The sequence below is a fragment of the Streptomyces glaucescens genome, from assembly GCF_002154375.1.
GTDB classification, from domain to species: Bacteria; Actinomycetota; Actinomycetes; order Streptomycetales; family Streptomycetaceae; genus Streptomyces; species Streptomyces glaucescens.
Map to the genome: position 1 here is coordinate 1 of NZ_MUND01000497.1, position 4,479 is coordinate 4,479.

Consider the following 4,479-nt stretch of genomic DNA (forward strand, 5'->3'; position numbering starts at 1 on the left):
CCGGCCGGCCGGCCTCAGATGACGTTGAGTGCCGCCGCGCCGCCCACTCCCCCGAGCAGCATGAACGCCGGCATCAGCACCTTCAGCTCGACCCAGCTGCCCGCCCGGAACCGCATGGCTCTCGGCGGACCGACCGGGTACCAGCGCTTGCGTCCCACCGGGATCGGCCACAGGATCGGACAGCCGGAGACCGTCAGCGCGTCCCCGATGTCGTGCACCAGCGCACCCAGCACGACCGGCAGCCCCAGCCACAGATACTCCTGGCCCGGCGCCGTGAACAGCCAGTCCGACCCGTTGCCCGGCTTGTCCAGCACTCCGGCGAGGATCCACGCGCTGGTCGCGGCCAGCAGCCACACCAGGACGTCGCTGCTGGAGCCGCGGGTCGCCCGCCACAGCAGCCCCTCGATCGCCAGCACCATGTGCACGAAGAGGATCGCCAGCACGGCCCAGCGCTCGCCGGTGATCGCCAGCGCCGAGGTGCCGCCCCCGATCAGCACCGCCCACAGCCAGGTGTGCGTCAGCGTGCGGTGCCCGCCGGAGCGACGCGGATCGCCCTGCTTCTTGGTTGCCTTGTAGACCGCGTACGACAGCTTGTCGACGATCTCGCACAGGCCTCGCGAGAGGGGCCCGAAGGCCCGGGAGATGGTCGCGGCCTTGTGGTCGAGGTCGGGGGCGAGCGCGGCGCCGGCGCAGATCAGCGCGCCGGCCAGCAGGACCGGCCACGGCATGGGGTGCCCGGCAGCGGCGGCGGCCGCGCCGACGCCGAGCCAGGCCGCGGCTCCGGAGAGTGAGTGTGCTGGTCCCATCATCGCCGTTGCCCGCCCCGTTCCTCATGTGCCGCTGTCCAGTCGGCCGCGTGCGCTGATGCCGCGTCGGCGACACAGCGTAGCGTTCGTGATCTTCGGGCGGGCATCCGATTCCCGCATCGGGTACGAGGCCAGGCAAGATGGGGGCGTGACCCTCATCGATCAGCTGCCGCCGACCGCCGACCCCGACGCCCTGTACGAAGCCTTCGAGTCGTGGGCCCAGGACCGCGGTCTCACCCTCTATCCCCACCAGGAGGAGGCGCTGATCGAGGTGGTCTCGGGCGCGAACGTGATCGTGTCGACGCCCACCGGTTCCGGCAAGAGCATGATCGCCGCCGGTGCCCACTTCGCGGCGCTCGCCAGGGACGAGGTCACCTTCTACACGGCCCCGATCAAGGCGCTGGTCTCGGAGAAGTTCTTCGAGCTGTGCAAGATCTTCGGCACCGAGAACGTCGGCATGCTGACCGGTGACGCGTCCGTCAACGCCGACGCCCCGGTCATCTGCTGCACCGCCGAGGTGCTCGCCTCCATCGCGCTGCGCGACGGCAAGCACGCGGATGTCGGTCAGGTCGTCATGGACGAGTTCCACTTCTACGCCGAGCCGGACCGCGGCTGGGCCTGGCAGATCCCGATCCTGGAGCTTCCGCAGGCGCAGTTCATCCTGATGTCGGCCACGCTCGGCGACGTCTCGATGTTCGAGAAGGACCTCACCCGGCGCACCGGCCGCCCGACCGCGGTGGTCCGCTCGGCCACCCGCCCCGTCCCGCTCTCCTACGCGTACCGGCGCACGCCGCTCACCGAGACGCTGACGGAGCTGCTGCAGACCCAGCAGGCGCCGGTCTACATCGTGCACTTCACCCAGGCGCAGGCGGTGGAGCGGGCGCAGGCGCTGATGAGCATCAACATGTGCACGAAGGAGGAGAAGGAGCGGATCGCCGAGCTGATCGGCAACTTCCGCTTCACCACCAAGTTCGGCCGCAACCTCTCGCGTTACGTGCGGCACGGCATCGGTGTGCACCACGCCGGCATGCTGCCCAAGTACCGGCGCCTGGTGGAGAAGCTGGCCCAGGCCGGTCTGCTGAAGGTCATCTGCGGCACGGACACGCTCGGCGTCGGCGTCAACGTGCCCATCCGCACGGTGTTGTTCACGGCGCTGACCAAGTACGACGGCAGCCGGGTGCGGACCCTGCGCGCGCGGGAGTTCCACCAGATCGCGGGCCGTGCCGGGCGGGCCGGCTTCGACACGGCGGGCTTCGTCGTCGCCCAGGCACCCGAGCATGTCATCGAGAACGAGAAGGCGCTCGCCAAGGCGGGCGACGACCCGAAGAAGCGCCGCAAGGTGGTCCGCAAGAAGGCGCCCGAGGGGTTCGTGGCGTGGTCGGAGGACACCTTCGAGAAGCTGATCACGTCCGAACCGGAGCCGCTGACGTCCCGCTTCAGGGTGACGCACACCATGCTGCTGTCCGTGATCGCGCGGCCCGGGAACGCCTTCCAGGCGATGCGGCATCTCCTGGAGGACAACCACGAGCCGCGCAAGCAGCAGCTGCGGCACATCCGCCGCGCGATCGCCATCTACCGTTCGCTGCTGGACGGCGGCATCGTCGAGAAGCTGGACGAGCCGGACGCCGAGGGCCGGATCGTGCGGCTCACCGTCGACCTCCAGCAGGACTTCGCGCTGAACCAGCCGCTGTCGACCTTCGCGCTCGCCGCGTTCGAGCTGCTGGACCCGGAGTCGCCGTCCTACGCCCTGGACATGGTGTCCGTGGTGGAGTCCACGCTGGACGACCCGCGGCAGATCCTCGCCGCCCAGCAGAACAAGGCGCGCGGCGAGGCGGTGGCCGCGATGAAGGCGGACGGCGTCGAGTACGAGGAGCGCATGGAGCGCCTCCAGGACATCACCTACCCGAAGCCCCTGGAGGAGCTGCTCTCCCACGCGTACAACACGTACCGCAAGAGCCACCCCTGGGTCGGCGACCATCCGCTGTCGCCGAAGTCGGTCATCCGCGACATGTACGAGCGGGCGATGTCCTTCACGGAGCTGGTGTCCCACTACGAGCTGGCCCGCACCGAGGGCATCGTGCTGCGTTACCTGGCCAGCGCCTACAAGGCGCTCGACCACACCGTGCCCGACGACCTGAAGTCCGAGGATCTGCAGGATCTGATCGAGTGGCTGGGCGAGATGGTCCGCCAGGTCGACTCGAGTCTGCTCGACGAGTGGGAGCAGCTGGCCAACCCGGAGGAGATGACCGCCGAGGAGGCCCAGGAGAAGGCCGACCAGGTCAAACCGGTCACCACCAATGCGCGGGCCTTCCGGGTCCTGGTGCGCAACGCGATGTTCCGCCGGGTCGAGCTGGCGGCCCTCGACCAGGTCGAGGAGCTGGGCGAACTGGACGCCGAGTCGGGCTGGGACGCCGGGGCCTGGGGCGAGGCGATGGACAAGTACTGGGACGAGTACGAGGAGCTGGGCACCGGCCCGGACGCGCGCGGTCCCAAGCTGCTGATCATCGAGGAGGAGCCGCAGAACGGTCTGTGGCGCGTCCGGCAGATCTTCGACGACCCGAACGGCGACCACGACTGGGGCATCAGCGCGGAGGTCGACCTCGCCGCCTCCGACGCGGAGGGCCGCGCCGTGGTCCGTGTCACCGACGTCGGCCAGCTGTGAGCACAGGAGAAAGGCACTCATGACGAACCCGGCCGAAAGACTCGTCGACCTGCTCGACCTGGAGCAGATCGAGGTCAACATCTTCCGTGGCCGCAGCCCCGACGAATCCCTCCAGCGGGTCTTCGGCGGCCAGGTGGCCGGCCAGGCCTTGGTCGCCGCCGGACGCACCACGGAGGGCGACCGCCCGGTGCACTCGCTGCACGCGTACTTCCTGCGCCCGGGCCGGCCGGGCGTGCCGATCGTGTACCAGGTCGAACGGGTCCGTGACGGGCGGTCGTTCACGACCCGCCGGGTCACGGCCGTGCAGCAGGGCCGCACGATCTTCAATCTCACCGCCTCCTTTCACAAGCCTGAGGAAGGGTCCTTCGAGCACCAGCTGCCGCCGGCCCGGAAGGTGCCGGACCCGGAGTCCCTGCCGACGGTCGCCGACGAGATCCGCGAGCATCTGGGCGCGCTGCCCGAACAGTTGGAGCGGATGGCGCGCCGTCAGCCCTTCGACATCCGCTATGTGGACCGGTTGCGCTGGACGCCCGAGGAGATCGAGGGCGCCGAGCCGCGCAGCGCGGTGTGGATGCGGGCGGTCGGGCCGCTCGGTGACGACCCGCTGGTGCACACCTGCGCGCTGACCTACGCCAGTGACATGACCCTGCTGGACGCTGTGCGCATCCCGGTCGAGCCGCTGTGGGGGCCACGGGGCTTCGACATGGCGTCGCTGGACCACGCGATGTGGTTCCACCGGCCGTTCCGCGCCGACGAGTGGTTCCTGTACGACCAGGAGTCGCCGATCGCGACCGGTGGCCGGGGTCTGGCCCGTGGGCGGATCTACGACCTGGAGGGGCGTCTGCTGGTGTCCGTCGTCCAGGAAGGGCTGTTCCGGGCGTTGTAGTCCCGGGGAGTCGCGGATGTTCAGGAGCTTCTGCGGCGCAGCCGTCCGAGCAGGCCGCGCGGTTTCTCCGGCACCGGGCCCGGCGGCTCGGCCCCGGGCCGCCGGGGGCGCGGGGCGGGCGGCGC

General features: G+C 70.2%; 3 protein-coding genes. 2 read left to right on the top strand and 1 reads right to left on the bottom strand.

The genetic code is table 11. The annotated features are described in order from the left end of the window. Window positions 1-14: 14 nt before the first annotated feature. On the bottom strand, window positions 15-809 hold the full coding sequence (locus CCN42_RS29380) for a metal-dependent hydrolase (RefSeq protein WP_086740151.1): 795 nt from the start codon (window positions 807-809) through the stop codon (window positions 15-17). A 145-nt stretch (window positions 810-954) separates the two neighbouring features. Between CCN42_RS29380 and CCN42_RS29385 the strand changes: the two genes are divergently transcribed. Then, entirely contained in the window at window positions 955-3,468 is a 2,514-nt protein-coding gene (locus CCN42_RS29385) for a DEAD/DEAH box helicase (RefSeq protein ID WP_169731548.1), read from the top strand. 19 nt (window positions 3,469-3,487) lie between these two features. Next, window positions 3,488-4,354 carry an acyl-CoA thioesterase gene (locus CCN42_RS29390; RefSeq protein WP_043498495.1) on the top strand — a complete coding sequence of 289 codons (867 nt, stop codon included), beginning with the start codon at window positions 3,488-3,490 and terminating at the stop codon, window positions 4,352-4,354. The last annotated feature ends 125 nt before the right edge of the window (window positions 4,355-4,479 follow it).